Annotated in this window: 5 protein-coding genes; 3 read left to right on the top strand and 2 right to left on the bottom strand. The window is 40.2% G+C overall.

All coding sequences use genetic code 11. The annotated features are described in order from the left end of the window. Nucleotides 1–17 precede the first annotated feature (17 nt). The gene (locus CHB71_RS04055; RefSeq protein WP_089355624.1) at nucleotides 18–3,272 is read right to left on the bottom strand and encodes a cyclic nucleotide-binding domain-containing protein; all 3,255 of its coding nucleotides are present in this window, start codon (nucleotides 3,270–3,272) and stop codon (nucleotides 18–20) included. A gap of 111 nt (nucleotides 3,273–3,383) precedes the next feature. After that, nucleotides 3,384–4,202, bottom strand: coding sequence for a porin family protein (locus tag CHB71_RS04050; RefSeq protein ID WP_089355623.1), 819 nt, complete (start codon nucleotides 4,200–4,202; stop codon nucleotides 3,384–3,386). A 218-nt stretch (nucleotides 4,203–4,420) separates the two neighbouring features. Between CHB71_RS04050 and CHB71_RS04045 the strand changes: the two genes are divergently transcribed. From CHB71_RS04045 to CHB71_RS04030, 3 genes are all read left to right on the top strand, one after another. Then, nucleotides 4,421–6,214, top strand: coding sequence for a PorP/SprF family type IX secretion system membrane protein (locus CHB71_RS04045; RefSeq protein ID WP_179213300.1), 1,794 nt, complete (start codon nucleotides 4,421–4,423; stop codon nucleotides 6,212–6,214). Between the two features lie 44 nt (nucleotides 6,215–6,258). Then, nucleotides 6,259–9,576 carry an FG-GAP-like repeat-containing protein gene (locus CHB71_RS04040; protein ID WP_179213299.1) on the top strand — a complete coding sequence of 1,106 codons (3,318 nt, stop codon included), beginning with the start codon at nucleotides 6,259–6,261 and terminating at the stop codon, nucleotides 9,574–9,576. A gap of 224 nt (nucleotides 9,577–9,800) precedes the next feature. Next, nucleotides 9,801–20,332 (top strand): LamG-like jellyroll fold domain-containing protein (locus tag CHB71_RS04030; RefSeq protein WP_221406673.1); only part of this gene is annotated, 10,532 nt, incomplete at its 3' end.

Here is a 20,332-nt window from a genome sequence, read left to right as displayed (position 1 = left end):
GTTGGTTCGTCGAAATATCATCCAAATAGTACATCTACAATCTCAGGCTCATCCTCTTCTGCCACTCCATTCATTATATCTACCCAACAATCCAAAATATCTATATGTCGTGACATCAGATTAAGTAGTTCCTCTTTTCTCATTAGCAAAAGTGTGCACTCTGTTCTCGCGAGAGCTGTGAATGAAAATGTATCAGTTTCAGTTACATTCTTTTCACCAAACACCCCGCCTCTTTCTCTCTCAGCTACTTTATGATCACCTTCATATATGTCTACTGACCCCTCTAGCACAATATACATTGGCTCCATACCACTATCCCCTTCTCTGATTATAGTTGAGCCAAGCTTAACCCTTACTTCTTCTAGACATTCAGCCATATAAGTGATTAACTCACCCGGAATACTTTTGAATATCTCTATTTTCTTCAACTCAACAACTCGTTCAATAAGCAAAAGCTTTTGATGATACTCCTCGTCTTCATGCCTAAATACCGGTGGTAAAATAGCTCGATCAAGTTCCTTCTTCGTTATTGGACGCAGACGTTTCGTGTGTTCATGATATGAATCTTTGTTAATTCTATAAATCGACAAGGCGGCCGTTTGAAGTAAGAATGGATCAGGATTAAACAAGTTAGCAATCAAATCAGCAGTGACATGTGTACTTATTTGGCTAAATCGGTACATGGCCAATGCTTTCGTGTACCTGTTTAATCTATTATAATCCCGATTTATTATCTGAAGCAACAAATCTTCGTATGAATCAAAGTATTCTGGCGGATAATGATTTTGAAGTTTTGCAAGACGTTCATGAATTTTTAATTCATCCATGACCGGAAGAAGCTTATCTTTCAACTCCTCATCGATAAAGATATCCATCATCTCTACCGCAAAAGTTATACTCTCAGTTGTACCATTTTGAATATTTTCTTTTGCTAGTAATACACTTTGGGGGTCGTATATCATCCCCAGCAACATGAAAATGTTTTGATAGTTTTTCACATCCTCTTCAGACATGGCTTCTTTAATTAAACTATCAACAGGGTCTTCATCAGGAATTTCTAGTGAAGACTTTATATTCCAGGCTATATCTCCGATTTCACCCTCTATGGCTATTTTAATCCGTGCTGACTGAAAATCTCTCGCAACAAATCCTATATAGGATAACGAAAGCAGCAATTGAGATACAATTTTCCTGTCTGGATAATCAATTTTTTTCCAAAGCAATTCAGTGGCACCCCTTCCTCCTATTCTTCCCAAAACCTGAATAATTCTCAGCATGGTAGCATGGTATTGACCAGTCTTGTAAAAAGCTGTATCAACAGTATGAAATGCCGCCTCTCCGGAAGCCTTGAGCGCAGACATTGCCACATTTCCGTAAGTAGATAAATGTAAGTTTTCAATCAAAATTGGCCACAACTCTGGTCGTTTTACCTTTCCTGCAGTAATCATCGCAGCTGATCTTACATTGGGATTAATATCTCTTAAAAGCTCAACTATGAATGCAATGTGCCTGTCTTCTGTTGCCTTGGCTAATAATCTTGCACCCCTTTCACGGTCAGTTGCATCTGTAGATCGAACCAATTCTTTTATTGATACATCGGTCAGCTTAAACTCAGCAGCCTCTTTAAGTTTCTGAAAAGATGCTTTGGCTACTTTTAATACCTTTTCGTTCCCTTCGGTATTAAGATCTTTCTCTATAATATCGATTGCTTCCCAGCATAACCGATCCCCTAATTTCTTATATGCGAAACTTCGCAATATTGGCTTTCGGTGATTTAACAGGTCTAGTAAAACAAACTCAAATTCAATAGGCTCCAACTTTTCGAAAAGTCGCAAAGCTGTCAGAACCTGATCCACATCTTTTGAAACTATTTCATCTTTGAGGATGCTTAATGTATTATTTTCATTTCTTTTTCCTTGCCCTTCCAGGCTGGCTTTTTGTTTTTCCAGTGTGGTTTTTAGTGTTCGTTTGTATTCCTCAAACAGCTTACCAGCCAGATAGATAACTCCTGCTGCAAGTACTAGAATAAAATAGGAATAGTGAATTAATTCAAAGAAAACCAGCAAACCAAGAGCCATCTGAGCACCTCCAGCAAGGAAAGTAGCTATTTCATTCACAACTCCTTCAATTCTAGTTTGAATATCGAATCTGATTTTTATATCAAGTGGAAGGAAGAAAAGTTTAAATGCGGGGTTTTCAAGTGCATCTTTTAAGGAAGCAGTAAAGAGTTTGCCTACAGCTGTTAATACGAAGAACATGATAAATTCATCCGTTTTGGATTGATAACCAAAAATGTGCCCAACCACGATAGCACCAACTGTGAACAAAATCAATATTAGAGGCATTGTCATCAATGCAACACGCAATCCAAACTTCCCAATTATAATATCATTAATGAAACTCTGAATAAGGAATGAAACAACTATAACAGTTCCGGAGAAAAATGATAAAAAATTGGACAAATCCTTCTCATCAGGATACATCGTTTCTGTCGCGCTTAAAAACGTATAATTCACAAAAACCGCCGCACCCATGGAGAAAATGAGAAATATTGAAAGTAGTCGCAAATATTTATCCTTCATCAAAGTGAAGAAACTCACCTTCTGAACCTCTTCTCCTTTTATAACCTTTGTAGCCTTATCCAGATTATAATTAATAGCTAATAGTAGAGTGAATATAAAAACACCAAAGCTCGCAATCGCCGAAACAAACAAAAGATCATAGGTCTGATCAATGACCCAGTTTGTCAGTATTGGAATACTGAAAAAGGCAATCATAGTGGCCATTAATTGACCAGTATCAATACCTCCTATTATACGCTTACTCTGCCGCAAATCAAATACTCGTCCAAAAACGCCCCAAAAACCCAAAAGGATAATTGAGGTCACAGGACCAATCATTACAAACAGAATAAAAGGAATGATCTGAAATTCTCCCGATATGGTATTATCATACCCTATAAATTCAAATGCGGCGCGAATGCCCCCAATAAAAAGTAGTATTACGAATGTTGTGGAAATTACGAGTGTTGAGAAGTTTATTTTTCTCTGAAGAAATACAAACAATGCTGCAGAAATAATTCCAGCACCACCAGCGGTGAAAAAGGCAACATCCAGCCACTCATCACCCATTACTGTAAGAAAAAGCGTCTCAGCACCAATCTGATAGGTAGCCAAAAGAATTCCCATAAAGAAACCCTTGCCTAATAAGAGAAGCATTTGCTTTTCTTCTCCTTGCTCCCCTCCGAGGAATTTTAAGAATGCTTTTACCACAGCTAGTGAAAATTTACAGGCTTTAAGCCTAAGTTAGGTATTTAGTGGTAATTATAGGAATAAAACAATAAAAGACAGTATTTACGGGGTATTTAACATGGAAATGTACTATTATTTCTTCCTTTTATTACTTTCCTTACTTGTGCTTTTTCCTTTGCGTTTTAGCTCACTGTTATATCCAAATAAATAAGCAACTCCTACTGTTGCTATATTATGATAGTACTCAAAATTCTCCCTGTAGTTTTCGTAGTTAAAGTTAATGTCATCTGGACCTGAATTAGATCCCATGTTACTATGTACCCAGGTATAACGAAAATCAAGTTGCAACCTGGCTCCTCCCTGAATATCAAAAAACATTCCTCCTCCCACCGTCAGTCCAAATTGTAATCGATTAGGACGATCAATATAAGCTGTGTTTCCGTTAGTTTCAACTTTACTTCTATCGAATTTTATTGTATAATCTTTAATTGCTGCATCTGTATCTTCCGGGTCCGGTAAATTTTCTACAAATTCAGTCAAAAACTGCTTTCCTGATCCGCCAAGCCAATAGCTTAACCTCGGACCACCATTAACATAATAGTGAAATGGTACGGTACCAAGTGTAACTCTCAACATTACTGGAGCTGAAAGAAAATGATTTGTCATACTCATATTGACATCCTCACCACCACTCCTAATATCATTTACTCGTTTTCCTATGCGCTCATATACCAACTCCCCATAAACCGCATACATATCTGTAGCTGTATAGCTCATAGCTACTCCATATTGCATATTGACATTTGGCTTTACATCAAAAGTATCTTTATATAACTTATCCTGATATACATGATCGATATAACTTACCCCTACCTTAGGTCCGAACCAATATTGAGTGTACGCAACTGAAGCCAGGCAGGTAACCAAACAAAACGATAGAATGCCTCTCATTTCAACATATATTCTTTCTTCCTGTAATAATACGAAATCATTATGAGTACTATTATCTACTAAACTACATTCTTTTCAAAGATTGATCATAAAAAGATCAACTTATTCCGCCATATTTGTTACGGGTGATGTTAAATACAATATTTTCCCTAATTTAGGGTTTAGATCAAAGGAATCAGCTGTACTTGAAACGATTAATTCTCTCTACAATGGTCTGTGTGAAAAGGGTAAGCCAAATTTCCCTTATTGGTTTCTTCGTCACTTCTCTTTTTACAGCTAATGCTCAACAACCGCAGGTGTACAATCAGTTCTTCATGAACCCATATATGTACAATCCCGCATATGCGGGTGTTGAAGGGCACGCTGCTATTTTCGTTATGTATAGAGACCAGTGGACAAATGTTGAGGGGTCGCCACAAATCTCTCATGCAAGCTTTCATGTTCCAATGCAAGGAGGGATTGCATTTGGTGGGGCTGCTTTTAATATTTCTCAGGGCCTGCTGACCACATCGGCAGCAAAAGCTTCAGCTTCTTACCTATTAAATATAGACAGGACTCATTTCTTAAGGTTTGGAATGTCTTTGGGCGCAGGAATTAATTCTGTAAATATCACAGAGTTTGATTCTCCTGGAGATGCTGCGTTTGATAACTTTCTTGATCAATCCACTTTTTTTATTGGGGATGTTGGGGTCGCCTATCACTTTGGCCATTTCAATGTTGGAGTTTCATTACCTAATCTTTTTAATTATAACCCTATTACACAGAAGGAAGTAGCCGATATTGAATTTTCTCCTACTGATAATGTGTTATTCAAAATGAACTATCGGGGACACATTAGCGACGATTTCGCTTTTGAGCCTCATATTATATATAGATACAGCAATGTAATTCCCCATCAATACGAAGCAGTGATGATCGCCCACCTCTATCACATAGTATGGGTTGGAGCATCATACAGACAAGATGCAGGAATTATTGGCTTGGCTGGCGCAAAAGTGGCAGAGAAATTTGCAGTTGGGTTTGCCTACGAACTTGGCAATTCCAACATCTCCTCTCAACTTGGGCCTACACTTGAAGTGAATCTTGGTTATCATCTAGGTACAAAGAAAGAGCATGCTGAACATGTATCGTCATTTATAAAAAGTCACAGACTTTCGGCTGAAGAGCGTGCGCGAAAAGCTGAACTTGAAAGGCAAAGGCAGCTGGCAGCATTGCAACAAAGTAGACCAGATGAAGAAGATGATGAGGATGCACTGAGCATTGCCAAACCAACTGTGCTGGACGAGACCGAAACTGAATCAGATGTGCCAACCAAAAAAGCAGATGACTGGGATCATCAGGAAGAACATGAGAAAATTTCCAGAGTAAATCAGTTTGGGGAAGAAGAAACTGGAATTAGATTGGAAAAGCCAAATGCTGAAGGAGAAAAAAATGTAGTCATTAGCTGGGTACCATCCGAAGAAGCTGATAATCTCAATGTTGCCGATGATGGTCATCTAGAGCGTGAATTGCCTGACGGATCAAAAGAAGTTGGTGTAAAATATGAGAAATCTAATCCTGATGGAAGCGTAGAGCATATTATCAAATGGGATAAAGCTATCAACGAAACACAAGCAGAAACAATATCTGAAAATCCAGAATTGACTGAAGAACATCATGATGAAGTGGCCAAAGGGGATCCGGAATTAACTCAGGATTTCAGGACACATGATGAGCTAGCTGAATCCAATGATCATGTTGTGACTAAAAGAGGAGATCACCTACTTGAATTACCTGAAGGTAATTATGTGATAGCTGGAGCCTTTTCAGTATTTCAGAATGCAGAAGATTACAGTGACGAGCTATTTCAAATGGGATTTCATGACACCATAGTTGGCTATAACAGCGCGCGAGGCTACTATTATGTTGTTGTTTATGAATCTGGTAATATGAGTCAGGTACGTTCAAAAAGAGATGACATTAGAAAAATACCTAAGCTGTCAAAAGCATGGGTTCTTCAAGTGACAGAATGATGAGAAAAGCATTAATCATACTATTATTTTCTCCGTTGCTAATAATGGCGCAACAAAAGCCATTCATCAATAGCATCTCACCTACTAATGTTGAAGTAGGTGGAACAATAACTATCACGGGTACTAATTTGACAAATGTCAACCAAGTAGTTTTTGGAGCAGCATCCGTAACTGGCGCAGATATTAATGTGATTTCTGATAACCTTATTGAAGCAACTGTACCTGCAGGTGCCACTTACGGACCCGTAGCAGTAAGAACAACTGGCAATCTGGTTACTGAATCAAGGCAACAATTTTTCCTGAGCTTCTCGAGTACCTCTAGCAGCACTTGGCGAGCTGAATATCTGGAAAGCATAGCTCCAAATAAAAATGTTTATGATGTTTGTTTGTGTGACTTGGATCGTGATGGCCTGAATGATGTTATTCTAACTCACAACCTGGTTACAGGAACGGGAAAAGAAGCTACTGTTTTTGAAAATCAAAGCACTTTTTCAAATGAGGTTTTCTCAGATATTGGCTTAACAGATAATGCCGACAATAGTGTAGGTGGATTTATTGCAACTACATGTGCTGATCTCGACAATGATGGAGATCCAGAAGTTATTTTCACAACTGATAATACAACAAATATCAAACAGATTTACATCTATGATAACACCAGTTCTGGAAGTGTATCATTGAGCTACGTAAGTAGTTTGAGTTTGAGCTTGCCAACAGATGGTAATGGCGATAAAAGAGTACCTCGTCGTGTCAAGGTTTCGGACATAGATGGAGATGGGAAAATGGACATTGTTATTGGTAATGAGAATGACAACACTTTACATATTTTTCCAAACACAAGCAGCCCTGGAAGCTACTCATTTTCAACTGCTGTTGAAGTAACTGTTAGTGACGCAACTACGACTGGTGCAATTGATATTGGAGATTTGGATAACGATGGTAAACCTGATATCGTTGTTGTCCCTGCTGTTCAGTCTAATGAAGAGATCTATGTTCTTAGAAATGAAAGCATTCCCGGAAGCTTTAACTTTTCTTTACAAGCCGGAATTTCAACTACAGATCAGAGAAGAAACATTTTAATTGCAGACTTTGACAATGATGGATTGAACGATTTAGCGGCAACTGCTGATGCGACCCTCTCCGGCATTACAGGAAATGAGACAGTTACTATCTATCAAAATACCTCAAGCGGCACATCGATTACATTTTCAACTGCAGAAACGATTACCATTCCGGCTAACTTACCTTGGGGGCTAGATGCAGGTGACTTAAACGGTGATGGATTAATCGACCTGGTGGTTGCCGCGCTGGGAGTAAGCACTGGTTCTAATTATGTCATTGAGAATACCTCTAGTAGTAGTATAAGTTTCAACACTCCTACTGCATTATCAACACAAGCAGATGCAAGAAATATTTATATAGGAGACCTTAATGGAGATTCCAAGCCTGATATTGCCTACTCACATGATTCCAGAAGTAATCGTCAAGGGGATTTAGGAATCCGGATAAATCAAACATGTATTGAACCGGTCATTTCCCCTGAATCATTCTCATTTTGTACCGGAGAAAATTTTACACTATCTGCAACAAACATAGTAGAAGGTAACTACTCTTGGAGTATAGGGAGCGGAACAGGCACAATAGTTTCACAGTCAGGGAATTCTGCCACCTTTAATTTAACTTCTGCTTCTGATGCAAGAATTGATTTACAAATCACTGGCCAAACCGGATGTGCATCCCCTCCTACAACTGAGTACACTGTAAATTATGAACCTGGATCCGTAACCAGTACTCCAACAATTACAGTCACCGATACTGATGGGGGAGATATCTGTGCAGGTGATGATATTACATTGGCAACTTCTGGCACTTTTAACGAATACTTGTGGACACTGCCTGATGGCTCAACTAGTACCTCTGCAACCATTAGTTTTAATTCTATTGCAACTGCGGATGCAGGTGAGTACACTTTACGAGTAAGAAACGATGGAGGATGTTCGAGTGTTGAGGTAGCTCAAAATATTGACGTGAAACAACTGCCTGTGTTTGAGATCATAAACCAGGATCTGGATAACTTTTGTGCTGGTAGCTCGGTCACCTTACAGGTTCCGGATTTTACCTCCGACTTTAACTATCAATGGCAAAGAGATGGAACAGACATAACCGGAGAAACCGGAGCTTCACTAACAGCAAATCAAACAGGTGATTATACCGTTGAAATTACAGACGCAAGTTCCTGTATTTCAGAGACAGCATCGTATACCGTAAACGAAATTGCTGAGCCTTCTTCAGTAGTCAATGGTCCAACCGAAACATGTGTTGATTTTGAAACCGCATTTACCGCAGGTAGTACAGGAGAAGCTGGGTTTACCTTAACGTATGCTTGGCAGGTAGATGGAAATCCTGTTAACCCAACAGACCCTACCCAACTTTTAACAACCTTTACTACCGCTGGAAACCACACAGTTACATTAACAACCTCATATGAAGCCACAGAGGTTGAAAGTTGTAGTGATATTGAAGTGTTTAACATTACCGTTTCAAATCCTCCTACCCTTTCACTGGATCAAGCTGACCTTACGGCAAAGTGTCAGGCTGATATCGTAACAGTTGGCGTTTCATCACCCAATGCTGGCTCGATCGATTCTTATGCATGGACTATCCGTAATCCAAATGACAACAGTGTTATAAGCACCGCTAGCACGAACACAATAGATGTGTCAACACCAGTAAATGTGGATACTGTCTGGGCAGTTGTGAACATTACAACTAACATAGGTTGCCAGGTTAGAGACAGCATTAGAATTCGAAATTTCCAATCAGATTTAAACATAAGTTCTCAAGACTTTTCAAGCGTTCTGGAATTTGATTCTGCTCTTCTGGAAGAAGCGCTTTCAATAAGCCTAACTGCTGAAAATGCCGCTTCAAACATTTCCTGGGAACCAGCTGAAAATTTCAGTGACCCGGTCGCGGCAAATACAACCTTCTTTCCTCAAAATCCAGAAAGTGTGGTTACGCTTACAGCAACAGATGCAAACGGATGTCCCGTCTCCTCAGAAGTCAGAATTATTTTAGATAATATTAGACCTAAGAGAACCTTTTCACCTAACGGAGATGGGATGAACGATTGCTGGGAAATCCTTAATATTGGTGAGCTTGGAAATGCTAATGGGTGTAAAGTTTTTGTCTTTGATTCCAGAGGCAGAAACATAAACACAAAAGATAATTTTGAAGCAAATAATAATTGTGTTTGGGATGGGAATTTCAATAATTCTCCTGTCCCGGAAGGCGTTTATTATTTCGTTTTAAAATGCGATGATTCCAATTTTACTAAATCTGGAAGCATTTTACTAGCCAGATAATCACCCATTTAAATGATTTTACCTATAAAAATCATAGGTTTATCTAATAATTGACCTTTGAATAATTATATTTTATATTGATATAATTCTGCCTTGAAATATAGTGTACCTTTACATTGGATTGGTCTACCTTTTGATTTTCAAGGGGTTTATCTACCTTACCCGTATGGGTTACATTATGCCTTAAAAGTGTATCTATGTCCGTATCCATTTCAACTAATACCATGAAAAGCTACTGGAAATTATTCCTTTTAATATTTTTTTCTGTCACCACAGTCGTAGCAAGCGCACAAACAGAAATTTGTGATAACGGAACAGATGATGATGGCGATGGCCTCATTGACTGCTATGATGGAGACTGCTCTACAGCTGGGGCATGTGATGATTTCTTTTTTGGTAATCAGATAGTTTGTGCTGACGACATTGATGTAACAACGTTTGCGATCAGACAACAATGGGGTTCGGCAGATGAGACTGCAACAAGTCATGTCACACCTGCTATAGGTGATTTGGATGGAAATGGAATACCTGAGGTTATTTCAATCAATAACTATGGTACGTTAGACCTTTTTGTACTTAATGGAGCCACAGGCGCAACAATAGCTTCCGCTGATATCGGATTCACTCCCGAAAACGCCCCGATTGTAGCTGAAATTGATGGAGACGAAATTGGTGATATAATCGTATCACAAAATAAGGGAGATGACATAGCTCTCTATAATGTTGATTTCTCAACTGGTACCTTGACCGAAAGATGGAGACAGACAGCCTCTCAAAATCAACCCATTGGTCTCCCTGGTGTAGCTGACTTTGACGAAGATGGAGATGTTGAAATCTATTATCGTAATGAGGTGATGGACGCACTCACAGGAAATGTGATTGTAGCAGGTGATGGGAATTGGGAAGAAGATTATGTTCATGGTACAATTGCTGTGGATATTTTCCCAGACGCTTTTTGCGCCGATTGCGATGGACTTGAGCTGATTTCAGGTAATGAAGTGTGGTCTATCAATGAGGCTGCCGGAACCCGCACCCTGGTTGCTGATATGGATGATGATATTCATGATGATATAGATCCAAACCTTAACTATTATCCAAAATATTATCCAAGTTGGGATGATCAATGGTCTACGGTTTCAGCTGCAGATTATAATCTGGATGGAAACATTGATGTAATTATAACCGGTGCGCTTGGTACCTCTTCCGAAGAATATAATGGTGAAACCACCATATTCTTTTGGGACATAACAAACGGAAACGTAATCACTTACCATGACCCCACAAATGATTTTGTTAGAGGTCCTGGTCGAGTGAATATTGGAGATGTAGATGGCGATGGGCAGTTAAATGCCACGTTCGTAATGGACCAAAAACTTTACTCATTAGATGAGAATTTCAATGTCCACTGGATTCACCCAATCAAAGAGGGATCATCCGGATTTACTGGGTGCTCCCTTTTTGATTTTGATGGTGATGGTGCAGTTGAAGTAGTTTACCGAAGTGAAGAATCTCTTCTCATTGTTGATGGAGTAGGGAATGGTGACAATACTACTTCCGAAAGAAATGAAATTGCGTGTGTATCAAGAACACAGGAAGAATACCCTGTAATAGCAGACGTTGATGGTGATGGAAGTAGCGAAATATGCGTTTCATGTTACTTCAACAATTCCACTCCATTTAGTCCATATAGCAATACTAGATATTCTCAAATACGAGTTTATGAATCAGACGGGGAAGCCTGGATGCCGGCGCGTGGTGTTTGGAATCAGCATGGTTATTACAACGTAAATATCAATGATGACCTAACTATCCCTGAAGAAGTTCAGGACCACTCAGTTGTATTCTCATCAGGGCAATGTGAATATGCAGATGGCACTTTAGTTCCATTTCCCAGTCGGCCTCTAAATACATTTCTCAACCAGGCACCCATCCTGAATGAAGAAGGATGTGTAGAGTTTGCTTCCCCAGATATAAATTTTGTAGGAATTGTTTCAGCCACTCCTGCACAGTGTCCTGATGCTGAAATCACTGTAATATTTGAGATCACCAATACGGGTGATATTGATATTTCAGGAAACCTCCCAGTTTCGTATTATGCAGGTGATCCTCAAACAGCTAATTCCACATTATTAGATACAGAAGTTACATTACTTGAAGGTTTTGATGTTGGCGAAACACTCACCATCTCTCAGACCATCAGTGGTTTAGGAGGTGATTTTGAACTGTTTGTAGTAATCAATGATAATGGTGGCACTCCCCCACTCGACGATCCATTGCCTACTGCAACAATTCCTGAATGTGAAACAGGTAACAACATTCAGAGTACTCAAGTGGGGTTTGAGCCTTTTGAATTGACTGTTGAGAAACTAAGTGATAATCAAAAGTGTGATCCTTCTAAACCAGACAATGGTGGTGCCAGAGCCTACTATTTTGGTCCAACTCCTGGGGGTAATCAAACGTTTTGGACTGAAAATTTTGAAGACCGATCAGCCGGAGTTAAATCAGACACAGATGAAACAGCGTGGAGCTCAGATGGAGGAAGTGAAACACCCGATTTTTATGGTGTTACTTCTTACAATGGTTCTAATATGTTTGGAACAACAAAAACAGGTACCGGTAATGACGTAGGATCTGTCACATGGACATCTGAGGACATTGACATCTCCAATTTCACGGATGTAAATCTGACCATAGATATTTTCGAAAGCGGAAATCAGGAAAGTTCTGGTAAGTGGAGAGATTTTGTAATAGCAACTTATGAAGTTAGAGATAAAAGCAATTCCGTTTCCGCTTCTGGCACATTATCCAACGGATCTCAGTATGGTGATTACTCGTATGAACAAGCGTCCTTATCTAACCTAAATTCCGCTGGAACTGATTCCATTCTTGTAATAACAGTTCAAATCCACAGTACCAGCTCTTCAGAGCATCACTACATTGATAATATCACCCTTGATGGAACCGGCCCAAGCATAACGCAAGAATTCACAGAACCGGACGGATTTGTATTTGACTGGTACCTACCAGGAGATACTAGCAACTCAATTTATACAGGAAGTCAGTTCCCTCAAATGGCTGATGGAGATTACATCGTTCAAGGTTATTATGATGCAACCAAATGTTATTCTGAGTTAGATACTGTAACGATCAATTTGATAAATACACCCGAGTTCAATGTTCACGTGTATGAAATAAGCCCGTTAACAGATTGTAAATCCCCTGATGGATCTCTAGGAGCTTTTGCCTTCACACAAGAAAGCGGTGGAATCCCGCAGGATACTTTAACTACAGCAGATGGATACGCATTCACATGGTTCATCCAGTCTGAGGGTGTCACTCCAATTGGTACTGGTGATATTATGTCCAACCTTGATGCAATCGGTTATACAGTTGAAGTGACAGAAGATATATCCGGTTGTACAGTTTCTGAAAGTAGAACAGTATCAACGTCAGTTTCAAATCCTGCTGCACCAACTGTAAGTGTTACTGACATTGCAACTTGCGGGGGCACTGGGGAAATGTCCGCAACAGTCGGAGGATCTACCGGAGGGTATACTTTCGAATGGTACAATGGAAACAGCATTAAACCATCTGTTGACTTTACGGGTGATACATACACAGTTTCTAATCCAGGTCAATATACAGTAACTGCAACCCTAAACTCATCAGGGTGTACATCAAATCCTGTAACTGTAACTGTAGATGACTTATCAAATGCCCCTACCCCAACCGCAACGGCCACTGCTAATACAAGTTGTGAAACAACCGGAAATGGAACTGCAATTGCAGACGGTGATGGTGCTGGAACCACTGCCGGTTATACGTTTACCTGGTTTGAGGGTAATAATACCCTTCCGGCTAATGAGCTTCCTGCCGCGCAGGCTGGTTCAGCGTTCGGAGCAGGAGACCATGAAATGACTGGACTGCTGGATGGTGATTACACGATTATAGTTGAAGATGATGCCACTAATTGTACCGATACAATTACGGTAAATGTTCCGGATAATGTTGTGGAACTGGAATATAACTTCCTTACAAATATTAATGCAGGAAATGTCTTATCAGTTACAGATAAAGCATATACTACCATGCCTCAGGCACTTGCAGGAGAATCAGCAGTTACCGTTTCGTTCTGGGTAGAGCTTTCAGCAAACAACTATGCAAACAATCATGCATTTTTCTCTGCTGGAGATAATGCTAAAACAGTAATGGGAATTTGGGCAGATGAAACAGAAGGTATATCAGCCACAATCACGACGGGCGCAGGAGCAGCAACTGCTTACTCAAACTTCTCTCCTGTAGGTTGGGTGAATGTAGCCTTCAGTTGGGATGAAGCTACCAATCTTCTACAATTATTGATAGATGGGGTGAAAGTAAGTGAAATTACACACCCTGGTCCTCATGGTACAGGTCTGGATGATGGCGGATCAGATATGTATTTTGCTCGCGATGGAAACCTTGGTAAAAATAAATTCTTTGGTAACATCGATGAATTTAGAGTTTATCATAGAGCACTCACCTCTGACGATATTTTAGCTGCAGTTTGTGATCCTACTGCCGCAGCAAGCGGTCCATACCTATATTATAATTTTAATACGGAAACCGGAACAAATGATGGTGATCCTATTATTGACCAAAGCGGCAATGGATTAAATGGAACAGTAGAAAAAACGGGAAATGCCGCAGGTGCGATTAATTGGGTGGCGGCCGACTACACATGCCCATTATCTGATGTGGTAAGTAATACCAGTTGTGATCCCTCTCTTCCAAACGGAGAGATTGATATGACCGGTAAGGTTGATCCCATTGGTGGTAACTATGAATACACATTATATCTTGGGTATGGTACAGATAGCACTAGTACAACCAACACAACTGGCATCTTCAGTGATCTTGTTGATGGATTTTATACCGTAGTTGTAAGAGATACTGACTCAGATTGTGAAACAGATCCTTTGAATTTATCGATTGCTTCCGCTCCTGACATTCCTATCATTGCAACTACGATTACAGATGATACCTATTGTATAAATGGTTCTGGTGAAATTGCCGTCACGAGTCAGGTAAATGGAACCGAGCCTTCTGCTTATACCTATGAAATTTTCGATGGCCATAGTTTTACTACCGAGTTAACTTCAATTTCTGATATTTCAGTAGCTGATGGATCGACTGGGCACACATTCGAAAACCTTGAAGACGGAAGCTATCGAATCAGGGTTACTAATGACGACACCCAATGTACAGACTATGTTGATGTACTTGTGGGGAACAACCCTACCACACCACAATTCACTGCAACACCAACAGTAGTTGACAATACATCATGTTCAACTGCCAATGGATTCATTTCAGTAAATATCCAAGGCGGTAATGCAGGTTATGAGTTTGATTGGTACGATGGAGCCTCATCAGCATCTCCATCTATTGTATTAGGTTCATCTTCTAATCAAATTAACGACCTTGATCAGGGAGACTACACTGTAGTTGCCCGAAATACAACAACAGGATGTGAGACAGTAGAATTAACACTGAACATTACAGATGATTTATTCACTCCGGATGTGGTTATTGTTGAAGAGAATGCTGACACTTCATGTGATGTGGGGAACGGCTCTCTGAGAGCTTATGCTACAAGTGATCCTGATTTAGCATCGTGTAATGAGTGTACGTCTAATTATACTTTCCAGTGGAGATATAATGGAGTAGACATGACAGATGGAGTAGATCCGGGGAACAACTCCAATCCATCTGGTGTAACCTCAGCAACCGTCTCAGGGCTTACAGGGGACTTGAACAACTACTCTGTAGTGATGACGCATACAAATTTGGGATGTTCAGGAAATGAGTCAATCATCCTGACAGAGAACGAAACTGACCCTACCCTTTCTCTTGTAAGTACTGAAGACAATACCAGTTGTGATGCTGCTTCAAACACTGGGGAAATACATGTATCAGCAACACCAGCTGATACATACACTTTTGAATACTTCTATTCAAACGGCACCCAGGTAACTGATGGAGGAACGGTATCCGGAAGCGCTACAGCTGACTTGACTGGAGTTGTCGATGATACGTATAAAGTGGTAGTAACCTCAAGTACTTCGAGTTGTTATTCGGATACATTGAATGTTACCATCAACGCTAACCCCACCGTCCCCGACTTTGAAGCTTCTGCTGCAGGAACCTCCGACAACACCGTCTGTGATCCGGCGCTGACAAGCCCGGCGATTACTTACAATGGACAGGTTCAGGTCGATATCGTAACAGGAAGTATTGGTGACTACACCATCGAATGGTACAATGGTACCGATACTACAGGTGCTGCTGACTTTACTGGAAACCCTTACACCGGCCTCCAGGGTGGCATATATACTGCCAACATTATTAATACCGCTGGTAATGCATGTGATACACTAATTGAAGTAAATATCATCGATGATATTACTACCAACATCGAAGACAATACTCCGGTCGCCAATGTGACCAACGATACTTCATGTAATGACGATAATGGTACCCTTACCGTAGATGTCAGTGGGTTCCCTGATGGATCTGGTGACTATACCTACCGAATCTATGAAGGAAACTCTGCTGTGGGTGCTCCGGACAGCACTAACACCGATGGCGTGTTCGATAACCTACCGGCTGGGGACTTCACCGTCACTGTCGTAGATAACCTTTCCGGATGTATCTCTCAGTCTGCCACAGGAAACATCGACTTTATACCGGATAATCCAACTGCTACACTAGATGGTGGCAATACTTTTGATAACACCGTATGTGATATTTCATTAACCAGCACAAATACATATAACGGGGTAATCACTGTAATTCCAGACGTTGGAACTCCTTCAGACTACACTTATAAATGGTATGAAAGTTCTGATACAACTGGTAATATCCTTCCGGATAATATTGCAAACTCCGATACTACATCAAATGGAACATCTATTATTTTGAATAATGTGCCAGGAGGAACTTACTCTCTTCTTCTGGAAAGTAAATCCAATGGTTGTGGGCAAGTATTACAATTTGACATAATCGATGACGGAGCTTCCTCTGAGGTAGATGTCACTGATATAGCTGACGTGGATACAGTTGACGTTACTGTTTGTGTTGGTCACGTTAACTATCCAAATGGATCACTTAGGATAAATGATTTGATTCCTAACAGCTCATCAAATTTTGAGATTAACTGGTATTTCGGAGGGTCAGTTAACGCTTCTAACATAATTACTGATGGTGATAATATCGGAACCCTTAAAGGTGGAAGTGCCTTCAGCCAAAATGTGGATTTATCTGATTCGACGTTCCTTCAAAACATTGATCCTGGATCTTATACGGTTCAAATCATTGATCGAGAAACAGGTTGTACTTCACCATCAGTAACATTTACTGTTGATGATGCGACCACAAACCCAACCATCAACTCGGTCGAAAATGTGCAAGATGACTACAATTGCGCTGTTAATTCTCCAATAGGTATTGCTGCTCTTGATTTTGTAGATGGAGGATCGACATATTCAATTGAATGGTATCAAGGTGCTTCAACATCACCAGGTAATCTGGTTAGTGCTGCCACTATCCCAACAGTAACCTTCAGTGCAAATAATGATTCAATATTCAATATTCCAGGTGGCTTGTACACGGTGAAATTGATAGATGATGCTACAAATTGCTTTAGCACATCTCAAGTGAATATTTTAGATACTCAACCTTCATTAGCAGTAACGCTTGGTCAAACAGATCAAACTAATTGTTCGCCAAACGGAGTTGCGAGAGTTACAGGTGTTACTACGACATTTAGCTCAGGCACTCCAGACTCAGCAAATGCAGCCTTTGTGCCTACATTCCCTGATAGTTATGATTTCCAATGGTATGAAGGATCAAATACCTCTGGCACAGCTTTGGGAACAAACTTTGAAGAAACCAATGTAACCGAAGGTTTTTATACAGTAGTTGTAACATTAAAGGGAACTACATGCGCAAGCACAGCAAAAACAATTCAGGTTGTTGATGGTGTAAGTGCAAATGCCCCTACTGTTGAATTCACTGCAGATGTTGTCCCAGGTGCATGCGATGGCGATAATGGTGAGATTTCAGTCACAGTTACTAATAACCCATTAGGTAATTCACTGACTTTTGAATGGTTTGAGGGATCTGCTGATTATGCCAATTTATATTCGACAGGATCTGGAAATGAACTTCAGACAGGGGACAATTTGGCAAACAATCCAGGGGGAAGAGTACTGGATATAACGATTAATCCTGGAGCAGGAACAACTGCTACTGCTGAATTAGATTCTATTGTTTCAGGTCTTTATACCTTAGTTATCATTGATCAGAATACACTTTGCCGTTATCAGCAATCGTTTGACCTACCATATAATGGTGTTCAAACCACTACAACGATTACTATTGAAGATGTGGATGAATGTCCTGACAATGGTCAGGCTCGGGTTGCCCTTTCTGATAATTTCTCACTTTCTGGGACAATTACCGGAAACTTTAATTTATTGGACACAATTACTAACGGTTCCGCATTTGCAATTGTAAATGATACCACAAATCAATCAACAGGAACGCTTCAGGCATCATTAATTTCTGGAACATTTTCTAATGGAGACGTGATTGATAACTCATCTTTAACAGGCCAAATGACCGGAACAACAGTAGCTGGGTTTGGAACAAGAGCAGGTGTAGATGCAATTGAGAACTATGCTATTTACCTCTATTCAGGTAGTGGTGTGCCTCCAAAAAGAGATTCTGCATATAATGTCACAAACTCAACGGGAGGAACCTTAATATTCCCTTATGTTTTTGATGCGCTAAATGGAGATTTATACAATGGTGATAGCTCAGTGGTAACTTCACCTGGAGGAATATCAGGAGCTGCGGAAGCCACTTTTGGTTCACTCCCGTCCGGAACTTATTCTGCCATAGCAAGAGAAATTAGTGCGTTCAGCGCCTCAGAATGTTGGACATTAGCAGCAACTGACACGGTTGCTCAAAAAGCATTCTTCCCTCAGCTTGATTCAAGTCGGGTTACAAACAATTCAATTTGTGATCCGGGGTTTGTAGGTAATAGTAATGGAGCTCTGTATGCCAGAGCTAAGCTAGACCCGGACGATTCAACGACTATAGGAATTAACTTTAGATGGTATGCAGGACCAGATGTTTCAGGAGGAGTGGTTGATCTGGATACGGACAATACAGCTCCATTTGAAGCGGTATATGGAGACACCTCTGCTGACTCATTATTGGCTGCTGGAGATTATACATTAGTCCTGGAAACAATTTCATCAATAACAGGTGCTAATACCTGCTATTCTGACACAATAACTTTCACCATTCAAAATGATTTGGAAGTCCATAGCTTATTTGCAGCAGATATCGATACGGTATTTGATTGTAGTCCAACTAATCAAGGACAAATAGAAATCCGAGACATTGATGTTTCAAGTGGTGACAGAACAGATTATCAATTTGAATTTGGAACATTAAGCCCTGCAACTATTGATCAAGCGTATGGTGGTGGTCCTATTTACTCCAATTTAGAACCTGACACATACTATGTACTTGCTAGACATAACGATACAGGGTGTATCACAGATTCATTAATTGTAGAAGTTCCAATTATCAATACTTTACCTGCTATTACTGCCTCAGTTGTTGCAATTGACAGTGCATGTGTTGTTAATCCTGGCACAGATGAAGGAGCTGGTCAAATCCGATTTGTAATAGAAAATACAACTGCGACCGCCGGTGACTATTATTATAAATGGTTTGCCGGATCTGATACAACTACTGTCATCAATAACAATGGTGGTGGAGGTATAATTGAAAATATTACGTCTACTGAAACAGTTGCAGCTGGTGCAACATTTGTTGACACATTAAAAAATGTAGATGAAGGTATCTATACGCTAGCGATTGTAGACAGATCCACTCCTGATGATGAGTGTGCTGTATTCACCACAATAACTGTTAATGAAGATGTTAAAACAATCAATGTAAATATTGCGGCTGGTGATGCTGTTGCAACTGATAATAATAACTGTGCTGGTCCAGATAATGGAACTATTGTGATTAATTCCGTCAGAGAAGATGGAGTTGCTTTCCCAGTATCAGCTGATTATTCAATTGCGTGGAGTACGAATGTTCCTGGCGCAAGTATTGGAACTAAAACGATCGCTGGCGATAGCTTAGGTGGCCTTTCAGCAGGCACTTACAAGGCTGTTATTACAAACAATGTTACTTACTGCTCTAGTGACTCTATTTCATTCACTATTGATGACGACACAACTAATCCGGTCATCAGTCTAACTAGCCTTACAGATGACACATTCTGTGATCCTAGCGCTGATACAGGAGACGGACAGATCACCGTGGATGTCGATGGTAATGGTTCTACTAACTACTACTTCAGATGGTGGATCGGTACCGATACAACGATAGTCGCAAACGAAATCACCGATGGTGGATATGCCACCGCTGGTACAATCGCTGCGAATGCTGACAGTACGCAAATACTTGGATTACCGTCAGGTATCTATACCGTAGTGGCTTATGATCGCGAGCAACCATTCCTTGGATGTAAAGCGCTGGTTACCTATGAGGTCGAAGAAAATAATCCGGTCGTCGAGATCAGACAGTCTAACATCACTTTTGTGGATAATAACAACTGTTTCGGTACACCGAACGGAGCGATCAGAGTCAACAGTATCTATGTCAACAATGTGCTCGTCAATATGAG

Origin of the sequence: Ekhidna lutea (assembly GCF_900188325.1) — a bacterium.
Taxonomy (GTDB): Bacteria; Bacteroidota; Bacteroidia; order Cytophagales; family Cyclobacteriaceae; genus Ekhidna; species Ekhidna lutea.
The sequence above is the reverse complement of the archived record's forward strand: the minus strand, read 5'-3'. Positions and strand labels throughout refer to the sequence as shown.